At 38.9% G+C, this 18928-nt stretch carries 18 protein-coding genes and 3 tRNA genes; 15 read left to right on the forward strand and 6 right to left on the reverse strand.

The window, feature by feature from the left end:
• Window positions 1-98: 98 nt before the first annotated feature.
• Window positions 99-707 carry a TetR/AcrR family transcriptional regulator gene (locus NV377_RS13165; protein WP_258199385.1) on the reverse strand — a complete coding sequence of 203 codons (609 nt, stop codon included), beginning with the start codon at window positions 705-707 and terminating at the stop codon, window positions 99-101.
• Between the two features lie 301 nt (window positions 708-1008).
• On the opposite strand from NV377_RS13165, the gene NV377_RS13170 reads away from it, so the two are divergent.
• The 13 genes from NV377_RS13170 (at window position 1009) to NV377_RS13230 (ending at window position 14609) form a co-directional block, all read left to right on the forward strand.
• Window positions 1009-2199: an acyl-CoA dehydrogenase family protein gene (locus NV377_RS13170; protein WP_258199386.1), complete on the forward strand. Its 1191-nt coding sequence runs from the start codon at window positions 1009-1011 to the stop codon at window positions 2197-2199.
• An 18-nt stretch (window positions 2200-2217) separates the two neighbouring features.
• Entirely contained in the window at window positions 2218-3660 is a 1443-nt protein-coding gene (locus NV377_RS13175; RefSeq protein ID WP_258199387.1) for a 4-hydroxyphenylacetate 3-hydroxylase family protein, read from the forward strand.
• Between the two features lie 83 nt (window positions 3661-3743).
• Window positions 3744-5411 (forward strand): ABC transporter substrate-binding protein, encoded by a 1668-nt coding sequence (locus tag NV377_RS13180; protein WP_258199388.1) that lies wholly within the window; start codon window positions 3744-3746, stop codon window positions 5409-5411.
• A gap of 31 nt (window positions 5412-5442) precedes the next feature.
• Complete coding sequence (locus NV377_RS13185; RefSeq protein ID WP_258199389.1) at window positions 5443-6390, forward strand: ABC transporter permease; 948 nt, start codon at window positions 5443-5445, stop codon at window positions 6388-6390.
• Window positions 6391-6419: 29 nt separating this feature from the next.
• The gene (locus NV377_RS13190; protein WP_258199390.1) at window positions 6420-7328 is read left to right on the forward strand and encodes an ABC transporter permease; all 909 of its coding nucleotides are present in this window, start codon (window positions 6420-6422) and stop codon (window positions 7326-7328) included.
• Between the two features lie 18 nt (window positions 7329-7346).
• A complete protein-coding gene (locus NV377_RS13195; RefSeq protein ID WP_258199391.1) occupies window positions 7347-8339 on the forward strand; it encodes an ABC transporter ATP-binding protein in 993 nt (330 codons plus the stop codon).
• Window positions 8336-9181 (forward strand): ATP-binding cassette domain-containing protein, encoded by an 846-nt coding sequence (locus tag NV377_RS13200; protein ID WP_258199392.1) that lies wholly within the window; start codon window positions 8336-8338, stop codon window positions 9179-9181. The genes NV377_RS13195 and NV377_RS13200 overlap by 4 nt, the downstream gene beginning before the upstream one ends.
• Window positions 9182-9196: 15 nt before the next feature.
• A complete protein-coding gene (locus NV377_RS13205) occupies window positions 9197-10504 on the forward strand; it encodes an LLM class flavin-dependent oxidoreductase (protein ID WP_258199393.1) in 1308 nt (435 codons plus the stop codon).
• A 27-nt stretch (window positions 10505-10531) separates the two neighbouring features.
• The gene (locus NV377_RS13210) at window positions 10532-11713 is read left to right on the forward strand and encodes an LLM class flavin-dependent oxidoreductase (RefSeq protein ID WP_258199394.1); all 1182 of its coding nucleotides are present in this window, start codon (window positions 10532-10534) and stop codon (window positions 11711-11713) included.
• On the forward strand, window positions 11710-12129 hold the full coding sequence (locus tag NV377_RS13215; RefSeq protein ID WP_258199395.1) for a GNAT family N-acetyltransferase: 420 nt from the start codon (window positions 11710-11712) through the stop codon (window positions 12127-12129). Before NV377_RS13210 ends, NV377_RS13215 begins: the two co-directional genes overlap by 4 nt.
• A gap of 194 nt (window positions 12130-12323) precedes the next feature.
• On the forward strand, window positions 12324-12740 hold the full coding sequence (locus NV377_RS13220; protein WP_258199396.1) for a riboflavin kinase: 417 nt from the start codon (window positions 12324-12326) through the stop codon (window positions 12738-12740).
• 54 nt (window positions 12741-12794) lie between these two features.
• Window positions 12795-13049, forward strand: a complete 255-nt coding sequence (locus NV377_RS13225) for a DUF1450 domain-containing protein (protein WP_258199397.1) — start codon at window positions 12795-12797, stop codon at window positions 13047-13049.
• Between the two features lie 312 nt (window positions 13050-13361).
• Entirely contained in the window at window positions 13362-14609 is a 1248-nt protein-coding gene (locus NV377_RS13230; protein WP_258199398.1) for an MFS transporter, read from the forward strand.
• A 721-nt stretch (window positions 14610-15330) separates the two neighbouring features.
• Here NV377_RS13230 and NV377_RS13235 read toward each other — a convergent pair.
• Window positions 15331-15540, reverse strand: a complete 210-nt coding sequence (locus NV377_RS13235; RefSeq protein WP_258199399.1) for a YrzA family protein — start codon at window positions 15538-15540, stop codon at window positions 15331-15333.
• A 181-nt stretch (window positions 15541-15721) separates the two neighbouring features.
• Here NV377_RS13235 and NV377_RS13240 point away from each other — a divergent pair, with 181 nt between their 5' ends.
• Window positions 15722-15844: a hypothetical protein gene (locus tag NV377_RS13240; protein WP_258199400.1), complete on the forward strand. Its 123-nt coding sequence runs from the start codon at window positions 15722-15724 to the stop codon at window positions 15842-15844.
• 138 nt (window positions 15845-15982) lie between these two features.
• Here NV377_RS13240 and NV377_RS13245 read toward each other — a convergent pair.
• The 4 genes from NV377_RS13245 to NV377_RS13260 form a co-directional block, all read right to left on the reverse strand.
• A tRNA-Thr gene (locus NV377_RS13245) sits at window positions 15983-16058 on the reverse strand.
• Between the two features lie 30 nt (window positions 16059-16088).
• A tRNA-Thr gene (locus NV377_RS13250) sits at window positions 16089-16164 on the reverse strand.
• Window positions 16165-16194: 30 nt separating this feature from the next.
• Window positions 16195-16270 (reverse strand) — tRNA-Thr (locus tag NV377_RS13255).
• A 154-nt stretch (window positions 16271-16424) separates the two neighbouring features.
• Window positions 16425-17744 carry a hemolysin family protein gene (locus tag NV377_RS13260; protein WP_258199401.1) on the reverse strand — a complete coding sequence of 440 codons (1320 nt, stop codon included), beginning with the start codon at window positions 17742-17744 and terminating at the stop codon, window positions 16425-16427.
• Between the two features lie 387 nt (window positions 17745-18131).
• On the opposite strand from NV377_RS13260, the gene NV377_RS25795 reads away from it, so the two are divergent.
• Window positions 18132-18848, forward strand: coding sequence for a lytic transglycosylase domain-containing protein (locus NV377_RS25795; protein ID WP_308860046.1), 717 nt, complete (start codon window positions 18132-18134; stop codon window positions 18846-18848).
• The last annotated feature ends 80 nt before the right edge of the window (window positions 18849-18928 follow it).

The raw sequence follows: 18928 nt of genomic DNA on the forward strand, positions 1-18928 counted from the left end.
TGGTGGATAGCCCAATATAGCAATAACAATTATAGTTTTTAATAACCGAAAAAGGCATGATATAAGCTAATTCAGCTTATATCATGCCTTTTTCGATCTTAAGTAATACCCATGACTTTATTAGTGCCGAGATTTGCAATTCTAGTTAATTGAATGGACATATACCTTGGAGAATAGACCATTTTATCAGCAAACCATTTGTGAATGATACCAATGGTTGCAGATGTCATGAAGTCTAACGAGATATCAAGTGGAACAAACAGTTTTTGCTCCATTTTAAGCGCAGCAATTCGCAGGTAGAGCGATTCTCTAATCGTTATGTAGAGTTGCTCATTAATTTGCTTACTATTTTTCTGAAACATGATGCGATAAAAACGTTCATTTTGCGATAAATTTTGAAATATTGCAAGTGTAAATAAGTCAGGTTCATCTTCGTCTATTTGTATATCTTTCAGCGCCACAACTGGTATTGTAGGCGCAATAAGTTCGTTTAATTGAGTTAGCTTTTCTTTCATCATAACCTCTACAAGTTTATCTTTATCTTGATAATGCAAGTAAAAGGTAGAACGATTGATATTAGCCTGCTCAGTAATATCGCTAACTGTAATCTGTTCTAATTCCTTATAGTGTAGTACATCAAGTAATGCCTCACTAATTATCATTTTTGTACGTAATACTCTGCGATCATTATGCTTCTTGTCTGGCATAGTAACACCTCTCAACAGTAATTTGGGTTGTAAAACCAACCGACAGTATATATCGAGTTGTTGCTTATACGACAAAATAGCTTAAGTTGTCTTATTGGTATTTTGTTGCATAATCCTGAAACGACGGATTTTATTATCTGTCTAACATTGTAAAGTAAATCATCATCATGGTTTGAACTGTTGTTTATACCTCATTTCTAAAACTATTGATGGTTGTATAGAAATATGAAATTGCTATAATCATAGCATAAATACCTAGTAATTCAATAGGAAATGTATACATTGGTTTGGAGGGGAATACATGACAACATTATCTATAGCAGAGGCAGATCAATCTTGTATTTATATTGAAAAAGCTAAGCAATTGGCTCAGCAATATGCAATAGATGCAATCGAGCGAGATCAACGAGGTGGTGCTGCATATGAACAAGTGAATTTATTACGTGAAAGCGGACTGCTAAAATTGTTGATCTCAACAAAATACGGTGGGTATGAACAACCGTGGTCATCAGCATTACATGTCGTTAGGGAATTAGCCAAAAGTGATGCGTCACTTGCCCATCTGTACGGGTTCCATTGTATTAATATTCTCGTTGCTAGATGGATAGGTACACCAGAACAGGTTGAGTTTTTGGAAAGAGGTACCGCTGAAAACAATTGGTTCTGGGGTAATTCAGTTAATCACTCTGACCGTAGACTTACTGGAAGAAGGGAGGGAGAGGGTTATCGAATTCATGGTGTAAAGCATTTTTCATCTGGCTCTCCTGGTTCAGACCGTTTAGTTGTAGCATGGCGTGATGAAAGTGATGATGCATTAGTTCATGCAGCAATTGCAACCAATAAATTAGGCGTTACCGTGCATGATGACTGGGATGGAATTGGTCAACGTCAAACAGGTAGTGGAACGGTTCAATTCGATGATGTCTATATTACTGCGGATGAACTATTAGAAAGTAAGGAGCAAGCAGGTAAAGCATTTGCAACGTTGACGCCGATTTTGTCCAAAAGTGTGCTAACCAATGTATATGTCGGAAGTGCGTTAGGTGCAATTGAAGATGCAAAGCAGTATACCATTGCACATACTAGACCGTTCATTGCTTCAGGAGTTGAAAAAGCGATCGATGATCCTTGGATCAAACGTCAGTACGGAGAACTTTGGATTCAAGCTGCTGCAGCGGAAAGCTTTACTGATCGAGCAATGCAAGTGCTTGATCGAGCGTGGCATCGAGGGTTTGAGTTAACGATTGAAGAAAGAGGAGAAGCGGCTGTTATTGTTGGAGCAGCTAACGTTCATGCAGGCAATGTTGCACTTGAAGTAACAAGTCGTATCTTCGAGGTGATGGGCGCTCGATCAGCTACTAGAAGTCAAGGATTTGATCGTTATTGGAGAAATGTTCGAACCCATACGCTTCATGATCCTGTGGAATACAAGTTACGAAGTGTTGGAGATTGGGTGCTAACCAATACGTATCCGTCTACTTTATATAGTTAGGGGGAGGGGTTGCTGCCTATGTGTACTAGAGGAGAAAGGTTTGTTCAAAGTATTGAAGATGGTAGAAATGTGTGGCTTCAAGGTAAGAAAATTGATCGTCTAGGTGAGCATCCAGCTTTCGAAGGTACATTACAAACGATTAGTAGATTATTCAATATGCTGGATACGCCAGGGGAACAAGATAAAGTGGGATTCCGTAAGGAAGATGGGACATATGCGCATCGCGCATTTCTAGTTCCCTACTCCAAAGAAGAGTTAACGTCTAGAAGCGAAGCTTTTCATTATTGGTCTTCAGCTACAAATGGCATGATGAGTCGTCTATCGGATTATGCAAGATCGATGATTACTGGATGGTATGGGGCAAGGGATCAACTTAGTACGTTAGATCCACATTTCAGTGCTAAAATAACCACTTATTATGAGGACGCTAGAGATAATGATCGCTTTTTAACGACTGCGATTTTAGATCCACAAATTAATAGAGCAAGTGGACTTGATGATGACAAAATAGCAGAGCGCTTCTTACATGTTGTTCGTGAGACTAGCGAGGGTATTGTCGTTCGTGGAGCAAAGATGATCGCTACTGGTGCACCTTATACGCATGATTTTATTATTTTCTCGTTGTTAAAACTTAAGAGTGATCATGCCAAGCACGCTCATGTATTAATTGTTCCAGCTAATTCAGCAGGGTTGCATATTGTATGCCGTGAATCGTTCGCAGACGATCGTGCCAAGGAACATTTGCTAAGTTCGCAATATGAGGAAATGGACGCCGTTCTATTTTTCGACGATGTATTAATTCCATGGGAGCGAGTTCTACTCTATGGCAATACTGACGCGGTATTAAAGCTTCGTGAGAATGAAACGGCCAATGCACTAGCTTATCATCAAACGGCAGTCAGGCAAATAGCGAAGCTAGAATTTGTAACAGGTGTAGGGATGGCAATAGCGGAATCTATTGGTGTTAATTCCTTCTTACATATTCAAGAGAAGTTAGGTGAGTTACTGACACAGGTAGATACAATCAAAGCATTAGTATTTGCCGCTGAAGGTAATGCGAAGCCAGATAGTAATGGTATCTATATCCCGCAACTATCTTATATTCATACGGCGCGCAATATTGGAACGAAGCTATATCCTCGTGCAATAGAAATTATCCAGCAAATAGGAGGAGGAGGCTTTGTGCAAGCACCTTCTGGTATGGAAGATTTCTATGGACCGATCTCTAAGCAGATGCATCTCTATTTCGAAGGGGCAACAGTTAGCGCGGAGAAGAAAGTTCAACTTCTTAAGTTAGCGTGGGATTTAATAGGAAGTCCATTCGGTTCTAGACATGAGTTATATGAAAGATTTTATGCAGGTGATCCGATAAGAGGACATGCGAATCAATATTTGGAAGCGAAGCATAGTCATTTTACTGATCCAGTATGGAACTTGATCAAGGAAGGAAGCAAGTACTAAATCCATCTTGTAATAAGAAAGTCATCAACGGCAAAACAACATAGAGTGTGAGAAAAATAGAGAAAACATTTGGAGGGATTGTAATGAAATCATTAGAGTTAGCAAGTAAGAAAGGTTCCACATTTTCGATGATTATAGCACTAGTCCTAGTATTATCGATGGTATTAACCGGATGCGGTAGTAATACTGGACAAAGTGGAGTTAGTAATAATTCAACTAATAAGGAAACTAGCTCACCCAATGACACTACAACTAATAGCAACGAGCCAATTAAAGACGGCACAATAATCGTCGCTTTATCAACAGATATTAGTACGCTTGATCCATCGCGTGAAGGTGGATGGGAGACTTATCTTGTTAATAAAAATGTTCATGAATCACTAGTGAAAGAAGATTTAACGAAATCTAGCGAAGAATCTCCGACAGCTCCTATCATTCCAGGTCTAGCAGAATCTTGGGATATTTCAGAAGATGGTAGAACGTATACGTTCCATCTTCGTCAAGGAGTTAAGTTTCAAGATGGAGCAGATTTCAATGCGGAAGCAGTAGAATTCAATGTGCGCCGCGCTTGGGATAAATCGTTCGAGTATTTTGATGAGGCGAGCTCGATTATGATGAGCAGAACATATCATGATTTGAAAGAAGTGAAGTCGATAGACACGAATACAGTGAGTTTAACCTTTAATAATCCTTACCCAGCGTTGCTTCGTTTACTTGCGCAAGGTAGTGGTGGTTCAGGATTAATTGCTAGTCCAGAAGCAATTAAAACTTACGGTAATGATGGATATGGTGAGCATCCTTCAGGCACAGGACCTTACCAGTTAGAAGAACGTGTTATTGGTGAAAAAATCGTGCTAACACGTAATGAAGGATATTGGGGAGAACAACCTTATAACAAAAAAATAATTTTCCGACCTATCTCTGACAACAATGCGCGAGTGGCAGCTCTTCGTACCGGTGAAGTTGATATTATTCAAAATCCACCAGTTGATAGTTTAGCTCAATTAGAAGCAGAAGGTTTCCTTGTTCCACAAGCTGATCTGCCTATTGTTTACTATCTAACATTAAATACGGCCAATGAATATTTGCAAGATGTTAAAGTTCGTCAAGCTATAACATTAGCCATTGATCGTGAAAGTTTAGCGAAAGATTTGTTGAATGGTTACGCAATTCCTGCCTACAGCGCTGTTAACGCAGGTAGTGAAATTTATGATCCACAATATAAACCATTCCAATATGATGTAGAAAAGGCAAAGCAGTTATTAACAGAAGCGGGTTATCCAGATGGGTTGGAGTTAACGCTACAAACCTATCTTGGAACGGAATCTTATGTTGAATGGATTCAGCGTGATTTGGAAAAAGTTGGGGTTAAAGTGAAAATTGAAACTTACGATTACAATACATTCGGTTCATTGCGCTTTATGTCACCTGATGTAGGCATTAATACAATGGATTGGGGCTTTGTTACGCCTTATTGGTTGTACATTGTAGGTTACTCATCTAGTACAGGTCGTTATGGTAATTATGCAAGTGCTAACTTTGATAAAGCAGTAGACTTAGCGATGAACGAAGTTGACTACGATCAATCATTAGAATATTGGAAGCAAGCACGAGATGTAATTGATGAAGATGCCGCTATTGTTCCACTATTCAGTAATCGTACATTAGTAGCAGTTAGCAGCAAAGTGAAAGGTTTTGTACTACCTTCACAAAATTGGTACGATCTTGAAACAGTTTGGCTAGAAGAATAGCGATGAAGCTTAATTAGAAAGGAGAATGGTTATGGCAATTTATACGTTGAAACGAGTCGCTGCGGTCATTCCGGTACTCATATTCGTCACGTTAACCGTATTCCTTGCTGTTCACTTCAGTCCAGGTAATCCTGTTATTATGATACTCGGAAGTGATGCAACACCTGAAGCCATTGCTAAACTAAGTCAAGAAATGGGGCTTGACCGCCCCTTTCTTGTTCAATACGTTCACTGGGTAGGTGAGCTAATACAAGGGAATTTTGGTAACTCATATATTACAAAAGTATCGGTATACGAGGTGCTACTAGATAAATTTACGAACACAATTATTTTAGCATCAGGTGGGCTTATCTTAACTTGTGTATTTGGGATATTGATCGGCGTAATAGCCGGAATTAAGCGTAATAGTTGGATTGATCGCTTAATTATGCTTATTACAATGATCGGCTCTAATCTGCCTAGCTTTTGGCTTGGTATCATATTAGTCTCCATATTCTCTATACAACTAGGCTGGTTGCCCTCGTCAGGAATGTACAATATGCGAGGAGAAGAAACTTTTCCAGTGCTTTTGAAGCATTTGATACTACCGTCAATCGCCATTGCTGCTTCATCGGTTGCTATCGTAGCTAGACTAGTGAGAGCAAGCGTAATTGAAATTATGAATGCTGATTATATGCAAACTTTACGTTCACATGGTCTATCGAAAAAAAGTATCTATGGCAAGCATTTATTACGAAGCATACTTTCTCCTGTTATTAATATTACTGGGCTTGAAGTGGGATACCTACTCGGTGGAGTGTTGTTTGTAGAAACAGTTTTTTCATGGCCTGGTATAGGAACATTACTGTATAACGCAATTATGGGACATGATATACCATTTATTCAAGCCGGTGTTGTACTTGTAGCGGTTATGTATGTACTCGTTAATTTAATAACAGATATGCTTGTAACTTATCTTAATCCTAGGCTGAGACAGTAGCATGTTTATAGTAAGGAAGGAGTTTTGAGATGCCAAAGCGTCTAATACGAATCAATGATTCTGTTATAGTACCTACTTCTACACCAATCATTAATAAGCGAACAGTTTCGCCCAAGTGGAAAAGAGTATGGATTGATGATCGTACCGTGCTTGCAGGTAGCATTATTGTTGTTCTTGCAATATATGTCTCAATATTTGCAACAATACTTGCTCCATACGCACCCAACGTTGGCGACAATAGTTTACGCCTTGCATTGCCTGGCACATCAGGTCATTGGCTTGGACTAGACCAACAGGGGCGAGATATATGGAGTCGATTAATGTATGGTGGCAGAATGTCGCTTATGACAGCGATTATACCTATTGTTATTGCTGCATTACTTAGTGGCACCATAGGATTGATAGCTGGGTTTATGAAAGGTAAAATTGGCGAGATTATTATGAGATTTATGGACATATTGTTTGCATTCCCAACGATTTTATTGGCATTAACGATTACAACACTATTAGAGGTTGGTATAAGATCCGTCATTATTACATTAACGATCGCACTCATTCCGAATATGACTCGAATTGTATATACCGCTGTTATTGCTGAGTCAGGCAAAGAATATATAGAAGCGGCAAAAGTATTAGGAGCATCCAAATTCGAGTTGATTTTTACAGAATTACTCCCTAACGTTGTCACTTCTTTGATCGTATATGCTACTTCTCTTGTTGGGAAAATGATAATCTTCTCAGCTGGTCTAAGTTTTATGGGGTTAGGAATTCAAGCTCCACAATCGGATTGGGGTAAGATGACTTCAGATGGTATGGCTGTAATCTTGCAAGGTAGCTATCATGCAGCTACCATTCCAGGACTTGTTATTCTAATAGTCTCGATTGGTTTCAACTGGTTAGGTGATGGGCTACGTAATCATTTTGATCCTCATTATTAAATTCGTGGTGGTGAGCCTATGGCAATATTAGAAGTAAAAAACTTGCATACACAGTTCAAGACGCAAGCAGGCATCATTAATGCAATCAATGGAATTGATTTTTCGATTGAAGCGGGTGAGGTGCTAGCAATTGTCGGAGAGTCTGGATCAGGTAAAAGTGTAACTGCTCTATCTGTAATGGGGTTATTGCCGCGTTCTATTGCAAGCATTACGGAAGGGAGTATTTCGTTCGTTGAAGTTGATCTCACGAAGATTGATCATAAGCAATATAATCGTATACGCGGCAAAGATATTTCAATGATATTTCAAAATCCTCTAACCGCACTTGACCCGTATTTTGCAATTGGCAATCAATTATCAGAAATCATCGCTAAGCATCAACCATCACTTTCAAGAAAAGATGTGAAGCAAGAAGCTTCTGCATTATTACGAAAAGTTGGTATTCATGATACGGAGCGTGTACTACGTGCCTATCCACATGAGTTAAGTGGAGGAATGAGGCAACGAGTCGTTATTGCATTAGCTATTAGTAGTCGACCGAAGCTAATTATTGCAGACGAACCAACGACTGCGCTCGATGCGACGATTCAGAAACAAATATTAGAGCTGCTAAAACAAATTAATGAGGAGTATAACACCGCTATTATGATTATTACGCATGATTTCGGTGTGGTTGCTAATATAAGTGATAAAGTTGCCGTTATGTACGCTGGTAAGCTCGTCGAGTTTGGGAAAACAGAGGACGTTATTAGACAACCACTTCATCCGTACACGAAAGGATTAATAGAGTCCGTTCCAGGTGTTACTCGTTCAGTTGAGCAATCTCAACAATATCGTCTGCCACAGATCGAAGGTTCAGCACCAGATTTACTAGAATTATCCGAGGGATGTGTGTTTTTCGAGCGATGCCCTAAAGCATCTACCCATTGTCTTCATCATAATCCTGAACTAACGACATTAAGTGATAAACGACAAGTTGCATGTCATTATCCGGAAGGGGTAGGTGCATGAAACCATATATTGAGTTAAAAGGATTAACCAAAGTATTCAGTACTCCATCTTGGAGAAAGAATTCATCAAAGCAACAATTTATTGCTGTGAATGATATTAATCTAACGATTCATCGAGGTGAAATTGTTGGACTAATTGGTGAATCGGGTTCAGGGAAATCTACCTTAGGAAGAATGATATGTCGATTGTTAGAGCCAACCGCAGGAGAAGTGCTAATTAATGGGCAATCGATAACTTCGCTTCCTAATAAACAAATGCGAAGTTATTATCGTCAGATGCAAATGATATTTCAAGATCACTCATCGGCTTTAAATCCGAGAAAAAAGATCGGAGAACAGATCATTAAACCTATGATGCGTCTAGGAGTTGTTTCAAGTCGCAAAGAGGCTGAAGCAGCAACGATAGTTCTACTAGAACGTGTTGGATTGAAGGCAGAGCATATGCATCGTTACCCACACGAATTTTCTGGTGGACAGCGTCAAAGAATTGGGATCGCCAGAGCACTAGCAGTACAGGCAGAATTCATTATTCTTGATGAACCTACATCTGCCCTTGATGTGTCAATTCAGGCCCAAATATTGAATTTACTGTTAGATCTACGTGATGAGTTTGACTTAACTTATTTATTCATCGGACATAATCTTGCAGTTATCGAATTTTTCTGCGATACAGTCGCAGTAATGGAGCAAGGCGAAATCGTAGAGTATATCGTTGCCGATCAACTATTCAGTCATGCGATTCATTCAACGACGAAGAAGCTCATTGAATCCGTACCTTCTATAGAAAAGTTTCGAATAAGACAATCTCAGCTAGTGGATGGTAAGGAGTTAATTACGGTATAAGAGGAAGGGATTATTATGGGAAATGTTACTCGTCAAATGAGTATTGGAGTGTTTTTGTTAGGAGTTGGACATCATATTTCATCTTGGAGAGATCCGCTCGCAAGACCTGATCAATTGAATGATTTTGAATTTTACAAACATATAGCACAAACCGCTGAACGTGGGAAATTAGATATGCTATTTATAGCAGATCGACTAGCTGTAACTGACCGTTATGATGCGATTATTAAACATAGCATTAATACTCACTTGGAACCAATTACGCTACTTTCTTCTCTCATTGGTGTAACGGAAAAGATTGGACTTGCGGCAACGGTTTCCACCTCATTTGCAGAGCCCTATCATCTAGCTAGAGAAATTGCTAGTCTAGATCATCTAAGTGGTGGTCGTGTAGCGTGGAATGTTGTTACTACGGCAGAGAAGGAAGAGGCACTTAATTTCCGTGACGAGCATTTTGAGCATGCTCATCGTTATGAACGTGCACAAGAATTCGTCGATGTCGTCACAGGTCTATGGGATAGCTGGCAAGATGATGCGATCGTAGAAGACCGAATCAGTCGTGTGTTTGCTAATCCAAGTGCTATTCATAAGTTGCAACATCAAGGAAAAGAATTCCGAATAGAGGGTCCGCTGAATATTCCACCTACGCCACAAGGTAGACCGGTGCTTATTCAAGCTGGTGCTTCCGAGGCAGGTCAGTATTTGGCTGCACGCAATGCTGACGTTATTTTTACCGCTTGGCACACAATGGAAGAAGCACAACTGTTCTATAAAAGTGTTCATAGTAAGCTAGAAAGTGTAGGAAGAGAGACTAGTAGTATGAAAATACTTCCAGGAATCTATCCCGTTATCGGTTCATCAGAGAAAGAAGCGAAAGAGAAAGCAGAATATATGCATAGTCTGTTAATCGACTCACTTGGTCTAGCTTGGCTGTCTATTGTACTAGCAACAGATCTAACAACTTGTGATCTCGATGCACCACTTCCAGAACTTCCTGATCTAGATAAAGTTAATGCAGGCAGAGGACGTTTTCAACTTGTATCAGATATGGCAAAGCGTGAAGGTCTGAATGTTCGTCAACTTATTAAGCATATGATCGGTTCTCGAGGTCATAAAACTGTATACGGTACGGCATCACAAGTGGCAGATCAGATGCAGCTATGGTTTGAGAATGACGCCTGCGATGGCTTTAATATATTACCACCCCACTTCCCAAGTGGCTTCGAGCAATTCGTAGATTCTGTTATCCCTGAATTACAAGCTAGAGGAATATATCGACAGGATTATGAAGGTTCACAATTGAGACAGCATCTAAATGTCTAATAAAAGAATAGTGAGGAGGAGCACATCATGAGTAAATCTAAACAAAGAATGAAACTTGGCGTATCCATCGCAGGGGCTGGTTATATTCCTGGGGCATGGAATTTTTCAAATTCAATTGCTAAGGAACGTCTAACTAGTAACTATTTCAAAAAAATTGCTCAAGAGGCAGAGAGAGCAAAGTTTGATTTTATTCTAATTGATGAATTACATGGTTTAACCACTTACGAGGATGAGTCGTTGAAAGTTAGTCCTCAATATCGTTTGGATTCTATAAGTGTAACAAGCTCTTTGCTTACGTATACAGAGCATATTGGATTAGTTGCGACAATACCAATTACAACTAGTCAGCCATATCATGTGGCTAGAAAGCTAGCGTCACTTGATCATCTGAGTAAGGGGCGTGCTGCATGGAATGTCGTAATTAATGATCAAGAGCGCACGTATCGTCATTATGACGTAGCGCTCGTACCTGATCCATCAGAATGGAAGCAACAGGCAGAAGAATTTCTTAATATAACATCATCATTATGGGATAGTTGGGAAGATGATGCTATTATTGGAGATAAGGAAACAGGAATATATGCTGATCCAAGTAAACACCATCATCTGAACTTTAAAGGAAAGTATTATTCGGTAGCGGGTTCACTGAATGTCATTCGTCCGCCACAAGGGTATCCGGTACGAATTCAGCAGGCGGATTCTGTCTTAGGACTTGAGTTAGTAGCTAAACATGCAGATATATTACTCGTTGGAGTCAAGACGACAGCAGAAGCGATTCATAAATATGAAGAGATACGACTTCAATTAAAGCAACAATTCCTTATACAGCAACCACAATTGCTACTAAATGTGTTGCCGATTATTGGAGATAACGAAGCAGAAACTGACAAATTGCTAGAAGCATATGAACAACAGCAGTCGGAAGTAGTTAGTGAAGCGGGGTTCGGTGTAAGAAACTGGATTACACTTACAGGTACTAAGACGCAAATCGCTGATGCGCTGCAAAATTTATATACTAATGTGGGGTACGATGGATTCAATCTTATACCTGCCGTGCTTCCAGAAAGTTTGCAGCAACTGACCGAGCAGCTTATTCCAGAGTTACAAGAGCGAGGTCTTGTTCAAACACAATATGATGATGTAACGTTACGAGAAGGATTGGGTATAGCTCGACCAAACAATAAATTTCGGGAGGCAGTGCGCCAGTGAGTCATAGTATAAATAGAGGTAGCGAAGCAGAAGGGGAATGGATTCGTTCACAATTAGTTGCCTATAATAATGAGCATGCACCTACAACATATGAACCGATTACATTGAAAATTGTTAATGATCAACAAGAAATAATTGGTGGACTTAATGCTGTTCATCTATGGAATTGGATCGAGGTTAACCATCTATGGATTGATAATTGCTATCGCGGACAACGGTTAGGATCAGATTTATTAGATGAGATTGAGCGTATTGCTCGAGAGAGAAAGTGCTTATACATCAAATTAAATACGTTCACATTTCAAGCACCACAATATTACCCTAAGCATGGCTATCAGCAATATGCAATTATTGAAAATGTACCTCCTGGCTTTAATCATCATTTCTTTATTAAAGATTTATCAGTGGTGCAGTAGACAGACTAATTACAAGCAGATAAGATACGATAGCACTGCCTAACATGATTGCATGGGCAGTGCTTTTTGTAGGTACAATTCGATAGAGAACGGATTAGTATCTGCGTCCAAATGTGGGGAGAGCAATTCTCTTCACACTTTTTAAACATTCATGTATACTAAGTGTATTGAAATTGAAAGAGGTGCAACAACGAATGAGCGGATCATCTTATGTTATTGGAGAAGTTGTACATGGTGCTGCACTAGGGCGAGAATTGATGTTTCCAACGATTAATTTAGGAGGAAGTGTTGATCAATATGATTCTCCTAAAGCTGGGATATATCTTGGAATCGCAGAGATTATTACGGGAGTATTCGCTAATCAATCGTATTATACTCTTATAAGTGCGGGGTATCGACCAACTGTGAATGGTGATTCCTATAAAATAGAAGCGTATTTACTTGATTTTTCAGGAGATTTGTACGGGGAACAAGTAAAGGTAACATTCTCAACATATTTACGTGGTGAGATTAAGTATGACAATTTGGATGATCTTATTGAGCAGATGAAGCTTGATGAGTTGAATGGAAGAGAATTGATTGCGCAAGGAAAGATAGAAGCTTTAACATAAGAACAGTCGAATAGTTCGTGTGATTTTTGCTTCAATGAAGGATGTGAGATTAGTATGGGATTAGGTATCGTTGTTGTTGAGACCTGTACTAGAAATGAACTATCGAATTTGGATTTAGAACAATTGGAAACCGTATACGAAGAGGTTGCAGTGATGCGAACCGATTGTCTCAATATGTGTAATCTATGTAGAGCTAGACCGTATGCATTAGTTAATGGAAATAAAGTATATGAAAAAACGACCTCTGAATGTTATGAACAGGTTGAGGTTGTGATTCAATCAGAACTGAAAGATTTCTATCAATACTAGAGGTAGTTCAAAACATCCACTCGCGATCACTATGTGGTGCTTCGTAGCGTAATCGACGGCGAATATGCACTCCATCGGAAGCCTGCGTGTGCTCACGTACACAATACGTACGCTGTGCTACTCGTTTCCGCTGGAATGCATCTTCTCGACATGCGAAAGCCCGCTTTTTGAACCTTTATTGGAAGAGGAAGTTCAAAAAGCAGGCATTGATAACTAAGTAATAAAGTGGCGCTCATTCATTATGGGAAATCTTAAATGAATGGGCGTTATTTGTGTGATCGGATCATATATACATATAGGAGATATTATAATATGACATCTTTACAACAAGAGACAAGGTTAGAGAAACGTAATTATACGTGGCAGTTGCTTACTATTTTTATCGGGTTCATCATTTTTGGCTTATCTGAAAATATTAAGGGACCTGCTATCCCCAGAATGCAGCTGCAATTCCATCTAGATGAAGGACAACTCGGCACGTTATTATCATTGAATTCATTAGGCTATTTATTAGCTTGTTCATTTACAGGGTTACTCGTCCGGAAGTTTGGAATGAAAGTTGTTACTGTTATGACCTTCATTATTATGTTTGTATCGGGTGTACTTGTATGGCTTTCCTATTCTTATACATGGCTGATTGGTTCAAATTTTGTGCTTTACATCGGAAATGGGATGCTAGAGATTGGATTGGCTATCCTAGGTGCACGTATTTTTACGAAAAATACTGGTACGATGATGAATCTCTCACATTTCTTTTATGGCATAAGTTCTGTCGTAGCGCCGCTATTAGCAACGGGATTAATGAGTATTAGTTTATTTGGTTATGCTATCGATTGGAGAACGATGTATCTAATCGTTCTTACACTATCATTAATTCCTATTATTCCTGCTTTATTAAGTCGTTTTCCTGGTGACGACATTAAAGCAGAGGACCGTAAATCATTCAAAACTTTAATGAGAGACAAATCGTTATGGTTATTAATTGCTATATTAACATTCGGTGTTGTATCCGAGCTTTCTGTAGGTGGATGGCTAGTTAACTTTTTAGAGAAAAGCTATGGATGGACGACAATAGCGGCGTCTAGTATGCTTTCTTCGTTCTTTATTGGCTTCTCATTGGCTAGATTATTTCTAGGACCAATTATTGATCGAGTTGGATTTACCGTTTCGATCATTGGTGTTTCCATGATTGCTGCAATCTGCACGTTTATTGCAACGTTAGGAGGGGAGAGTTATGCCATTTTCTTTGCGATTGCAGGCTTTGGAGTTGCACCAATCTATCCAACCGTTATGGCATTCATCTCGAAACGTTATCCTAATGATAGTGATGTAGTTATCGGTTTTGTAGCAACGATTATGGGTCTGGGCTCAGTCATTGGCAATTATCTCATAGGAATTATCATTAAAGGCGTCAAGAACGCTTATGGCGCTGATACGAGCTTGGCGTTAATGAGAGGGTTACAGGCTGGTTATCTCTTTATCGGGGTTTGTGCGCTATTATGTTCGCTATTAGCGGTTGTTATGTATAGATATCTAAAAAACCGCAATGAACTCATCTAAATTTAAGAGGAAGTTCAAAACGTCCACACGTGATCACGAGGTATAGTCATTGGAGTATATTCGGCAGCGAAGATGCCTCCCATCGAAAGCCTGCGTGTGCTCGCGTACACAAAACGTACGCTGTGCTACTCGTTTCCGCTGTGGGGCATCTTCTTGGTGCTGACGAGCGAACGTTTTGAACCTCTATTGGAAGAGGAAGTTCAAAACGTCCACCGGTGATCACGAGGTATAGTCATTGGAGTATATTCGGCAGCGAAGATGCCTCCCATCGAAAGCCTGCGTGTGCTCGCGTACACAAAACGTACGCTGTGCTACTCGTTTCCGCTGTGGGGCATCTTCTTGGTGCTGACGAGCGAACGTTTTGAACCTCTATTGGAAGAGGAAGTTCAAAACGTCCACCGGTGATCACGAGGTATAGTCATTGGAGTATATTCGGCAGCGAAGATGCCTCCCATCGAAAGCCTGCGTGTGCTCGCGTACACAAAACGTACGCTGTGCTACTCGTTTCCGCTGTGGGGCATCTTCTTGGTGCTGACGAGCGAACGTTTTGAACCTCTACTTGAAGAGGAAGTTCAAAACGTCCACTCGTGATCACGAGGTATAATCGTTGTAGCTCAGTCGGCATCGAAGAAGAAGAAACCAACAAGTCGAAAGTGAAATCCTCCTTGTTGGTTTCTTCTTTTCACTCATATATTATTTAATGCTTTCTGTCAGCAACAAATTATCGTTTAATCTTGAAATGAACGACTGCAGAATATAACATTTTCTCGCGAATTGGATGAAAGGTCACATGATGAGAGATTGAATGTGGCTCCAACATAAGCGCTTTATTATTATCAATTTGTTGAGCAATTGCATTTTCAAGTTCTTTAAGCGATAAAGCTTCAAAAAATTCGATTTTAGTATCTAATAGGTCAAGACGAAAATCCATGTCGTACGCTCCTTTTGTTGCAAATTTGTCGATATTAAACATAAATACCAATGTATAATTAGTGTACACTATAATGGTAATAATGTAGTGAGTTTATGTTAAAACTTTTCCTTGATGCTATTACTTAGGAGATTATTGAAAAATACTAAGATACTTATATTAAACTTTAGGAGGGGTAATATTGGGCGGTGTACCAGGCTCTGTATGGTTTTTCACTATAATAATTATTGCGATCATCACTTGGGTGACGTTATGGGTAACAAAAAAAGCTTATTCAAAAAAATGGGATCAATCTGATGAGTAAAGATTAATGAACTGCTGCTAACATTGTGGCAGTTTTTTTATTTTCATTAGTAGCTTAACTTACAATCGTGGAACATTGATAATAAAGCATAAAAAAACTTCTTCACTCGTAAGAGTAGAAGAAGTATATGTTGTAAAATGGTGCCGTCGAGAGGACTTGAACCCCCAACCTACTGATTACAAGTCAGTTGCTCTACCAGTTGAGCTACAACGGCGAATATGTAACATATGAGTTTGAATAAAGATGGTGCCGTCGAGAGGACTTGAACCCCCAACCTACTGATTACAAGTCAGTTGCTCTACCAGTTGAGCTACAACGGCCAATATGTACATATGAGTTTGAATAAAAAATGGTGCCGTCGAGAGGACTTGAACCCCCAACCTACTGATTACAAGTCAGTTGCTCTACCAGTTGAGCTACAACGGCATATTATTTTCAAAGACAAAAAGTATTATCACATAATTAATGACATAAATCAACCCTTTTGAAAAAAGTTTAAATATTCCGAAAAATCAAACCGATAATTACATGAAAAAAGAGCTTATTGTCTATACCTAAGTATAACAATAAGCTCCTTATATTATGCGGTATGTTCTTCAGAAAGATTAACAGGTAACTCAATCTGCATTTCAATTTTACGAATACGATTTTTGCTTGTTTCACGGACAATGAATTTCAAGTTTTCGTATTGTAAAGACTTGCCTAGCTTAGGATCTTGCATCTTACTGTAAACCCAACCACCAATGGTTTCTACTTCTTCATCTTCAAAACTAGCTCCTGTAAGCTCATGAATTTCGTCGAGAAGAACTTTTCCATCTAACAGGTAACAGTTCTCATCAAGTTGCTCAATTTCTTTACGTTCGTCAGCATCGAATTCATCTCGAATTTCACCAACAATTTCTTCAATAATATCTTCGATTGTAATAAGTCCAGATGTCCCACCGTACTCATCGACTAGTATAGCGATATGAACGCGTTCTAACTGCATACGTTTCAATAAAGTTTTAATAGGTGTTACTTCAGACACACTTAGTACTGGATGAATTAATGATTTCAGATCAAATTGATGCGTTTTATAATGTTCAAGAAATAATTGCTTCGTATTAATCATACCTACGATATTATCTTTGCTTTCCATTGCTACAGGAAAGCGAGTATATTGTTCACGCTCAATAACTTCAAAGTTTTGTTCAAGCGAGTTATTTGTATACAAACATACCATATCTGTACGTGGAACCATGATTTCTTTAGCTAACAATTCATCGAAAGCGAAAATACGACTAACATAACCATATTCAGTGTTATTAATTTTTCCACTTTGATAGCTTTCATTCAAAATAATTTGAATTTCTTCCTCACTATGAGCATCTTCATGCTCTTTCGCGGAATGTAAGCCGAAAAGACGAGTAATGGCATTTGCTGAACCATTTAGAGTCCAGATGAACGGATACAATACTTTATAGAAAATAATAAGCGGCTTAGCTGTTAATAATGAAATTTGTTCAGCTTTTTGAATAGCCCAAGTTTTAGGTGCTAATTCACCTACGACTACATGGAAAAATGTGATGACGATAAATGCAATTGCAATTGAAACGGGATGACTAATGGATTCGCTAATACCTAAATCATGGAACAACGGTAACAGGATGGCAGCTACTGTCGGTTCACCTAGAAAACCAAGACCTAAAGCGGTACAAGTTATACCTAGCTGACAGGCAGATAAATATGCATCCAGATTGCTAGAAATTTTTTGTACTGAAGCTATACCTTTCTTTCCTTCCAGTACTAACTGATCAATGCGGCTTGAACGTAAGCGTACAATCGCAAACTCTGCGGCTACAAAGAAAGCAGTTAAAAAAATCAGTAATGCAATCATGAATAATTTGAGACCTATGTCCATTTCTAATCTTCACTATCCTTTTTCTAATATTTTTTAATTACATCTTAAACTATATCATATAAAATAAGAGGTATTGATAGCAAATGACAAAAGCGGCGATAACGCAGTTATTAAGGGGTATGGAACGCAAAAGTCTGATTAATGGCAAGAAATCAAACAATTTTAGTATGAATAGGTACGTTTTTCGCCATATTGCTTTAGTATTGAATATTTTTTTGGATATTATTAGTAGACGAACAGCCCTTTACTCTCATTTTGCATAAAATGGAAATACTATAAAGTGATTTATGATATAATGGACGAGTTATGATATTTTCACTATTTATTGAAAGTAATGATCTGCCGATATAGTAATTATCAGTCATGAAGTGGGGGATAGAAATAGTTATGGAGATTAATACTACAAAAGCTATGATGCAACAGCAAATAAATTCTCAGCTTAACTATTATACAGGTAAAAAAGTTCAAAGTGATTCCAGTAATAAGTCCCAGTTTGATGAATTATTGCAAGAAGCAAAAGTTTGGGATCCTGCGCTTGGAAAAGCTTCGGAGGAAGCAGATCAAGACCTTATATGGGGATACCTCGGACAAACAGGAGTAAGTCATGTTCAACAATATGGAGAAGAAGTAGTAAGTGCAGTAAGAGGAACAGTTGGTTTATCATCGTCAGAAGCTGTAAATGTTGGAAGTAGCTATGGTAGCTCTCAATATGCTTCTCTAATTGGAGCAGCATCACAAAAGTATGGTGTTGATGCATCTTTAATTGAAGCAGTTATTCAAACAGAGTCCAACTTCAATGCTGGTGCAGTATCGTCTGCAGGGGCAAAAGGGCTTATGCAACTGATGGACGGGACAGCAAGAGGACTAGGTGTAACGAATTCTTATGATCCACAGCAAAATATTGAAGGCGGTACTCGCTATTTGGCTATGCTACTTAAAAAGTACAATGGCAATGAACAGGTCGCTCTTGCAGCTTATAACGCAGGACCTGGTCGTGTAGATCGTCTTGGTATTGCTACCAACGCTGATTTGCAACAAAAAATGTCATTACTGCCTCAAGAAACACAACGTTATATAGGTAAAGTATTATCAGCTCAAGCATAATATAAAGTTGAACATAAGCGAGAATAATAAGAAACGGGAATACGTGTTCCACTTAAAGGAAGTTAAAGTGGCACTTTCGT

The organism is Paenibacillus endoradicis, assembly GCF_024721975.1.

Bases quoted from the DNA above. Each gene is read 5' to 3' on its own strand.
- NV377_RS13180 (WP_258199388.1), top strand. From the start codon at position 3,744: ATGAAATCATTAGAGTTAGCAAGTAAGAAAGGTTCCACATTTTCGATG.
- NV377_RS13200 (WP_258199392.1), top strand. From the start codon at position 8,336: ATGAAACCATATATTGAGTTAAAAGGATTAACCAAAGTATTCAGTACT.
- NV377_RS13185 (WP_258199389.1), top strand. From the start codon at position 5,443: ATGGCAATTTATACGTTGAAACGAGTCGCTGCGGTCATTCCGGTACTC.
- NV377_RS13225 (WP_258199397.1), top strand. From the start codon at position 12,795: ATGGGATTAGGTATCGTTGTTGTTGAGACCTGTACTAGAAATGAACTA.
- NV377_RS13175 (WP_258199387.1), top strand. From the start codon at position 2,218: ATGTGTACTAGAGGAGAAAGGTTTGTTCAAAGTATTGAAGATGGTAGA.
- NV377_RS25795 (WP_308860046.1), top strand. From the start codon at position 18,132: ATGGAGATTAATACTACAAAAGCTATGATGCAACAGCAAATAAATTCT.
- NV377_RS13205 (WP_258199393.1), top strand. From the start codon at position 9,197: ATGGGAAATGTTACTCGTCAAATGAGTATTGGAGTGTTTTTGTTAGGA.
- NV377_RS13210 (WP_258199394.1), top strand. From the start codon at position 10,532: ATGAGTAAATCTAAACAAAGAATGAAACTTGGCGTATCCATCGCAGGG.
- NV377_RS13220 (WP_258199396.1), top strand. From the start codon at position 12,324: ATGAGCGGATCATCTTATGTTATTGGAGAAGTTGTACATGGTGCTGCA.
- NV377_RS13165 (WP_258199385.1), bottom strand. From the start codon at position 707: ATGCCAGACAAGAAGCATAATGATCGCAGAGTATTACGTACAAAAATG.
- NV377_RS13195 (WP_258199391.1), top strand. From the start codon at position 7,347: ATGGCAATATTAGAAGTAAAAAACTTGCATACACAGTTCAAGACGCAA.
- NV377_RS13260 (WP_258199401.1), bottom strand. From the start codon at position 17,744: ATGGACATAGGTCTCAAATTATTCATGATTGCATTACTGATTTTTTTA.
- NV377_RS13230 (WP_258199398.1), top strand. From the start codon at position 13,362: ATGACATCTTTACAACAAGAGACAAGGTTAGAGAAACGTAATTATACG.
- NV377_RS13235 (WP_258199399.1), bottom strand. From the start codon at position 15,540: ATGGATTTTCGTCTTGACCTATTAGATACTAAAATCGAATTTTTTGAA.
- NV377_RS13170 (WP_258199386.1), top strand. From the start codon at position 1,009: ATGACAACATTATCTATAGCAGAGGCAGATCAATCTTGTATTTATATT.
- NV377_RS13190 (WP_258199390.1), top strand. From the start codon at position 6,420: ATGCCAAAGCGTCTAATACGAATCAATGATTCTGTTATAGTACCTACT.